This window comes from Caballeronia calidae, from assembly GCF_900044055.2.
Taxonomy (GTDB): Bacteria; Pseudomonadota; Gammaproteobacteria; order Burkholderiales; family Burkholderiaceae; genus Caballeronia; species Caballeronia calidae.
In genome coordinates this window covers 1-1029 of record NZ_FCOX02000298.1, presented here as the reverse complement: position 1 = coordinate 1029, position 1029 = coordinate 1, and the positions used below count along the sequence as shown (strand labels likewise).

Below are 1029 nucleotides of genomic sequence, written 5' to 3'. Positions count from 1 at the left end.
TACCATTCGCGCCTACCGGGATGCGCTAACGTTGCTGTTCAAGTTCGTCTCCGAACAGAACAGTCACGATGTGGCATCCTTGCAGCTTGCCGACCTCGACGCTGACGTCGTAATGCGCTTCCTGGATTACATCGAAGCCGCGCGGTCTAATTCGAGGGCAACCCGCAACTGCCGACGTGCGGCGATCCGGAGCTTCTTCAAGCATCTTCTGCGCAATGACCTGATCCACTCACAACAGTACATACGGGTGTTGGCGATTCCTGCCAAGAAGGCTCGCCAGCAACCCGCAACCTACCTTGAGCCGGAAGATGCGCGTCTGATCATCAGCATCCCGAACCAACGCACTCGCGGCGGATGGCGTGACTATACACTGCTGCTGTTCCTCTACAACTGTGGTGCCCGGGTCAGCGAGGCTGCGGGCCTCCGATGGAGCGATCTGCAATTGGTCGCGCCAAGACAAGTTCGCCTGCGAGGAAAGGGGAAAAAGGAGCGTCTGCTGCCGCTGTGGCCTGAGACTGCCAACGCGTTACATCGATTGCTTGGTATGTCGAGCAGTAACGGCGACCAGTGCGTCTTCGTCAATCGACACGGGCAACCCCTGACGCGCGACGGCATTGCCTACATTCTCACCAAATATGTAAGCGCGGCAGCTCACAGCAATCCCGCATTGCTCCGAAAACACATCACGCCGCACACGCTGAGACATAGTTGCGCTGTCGCCTTGCTGCAATCTGGAACTGACGTGACGGTGATTCGCGATTACCTTGGTCATGCCAGCGTCGCAACGACTGGTCGCTACATCACAGTCAATCTGCAGATGAAGCGCGACGCCATGCAGGCATTCTGGAAAAAGGCTGGCATTAAACCGACAAACGCAAAACCCTGGAAACCGAAGGCTGACCTACTAGCGTTCCTCCAGTCTTTATGATCGTGGGAAAATTTATGTTGGCTAAAACTCTGGATATAGTGCCTACAAGTTGTTGGCGATCGTATCTTATCCAGATAAAAATAATCTTGGGATACTGATCC

The 1029-nt window shown here is 54.8% G+C and carries 1 protein-coding gene; it reads left to right on the top strand.

Annotation, left to right across the window (positions count from 1 at the left end):
- A partial coding sequence (locus AWB78_RS42755) for a site-specific integrase (protein ID WP_082883667.1) occupies positions 1–928 on the top strand: 928 nt, incomplete at its 5' end.
- Positions 929–1029: the final 101 nt, after the last annotated feature.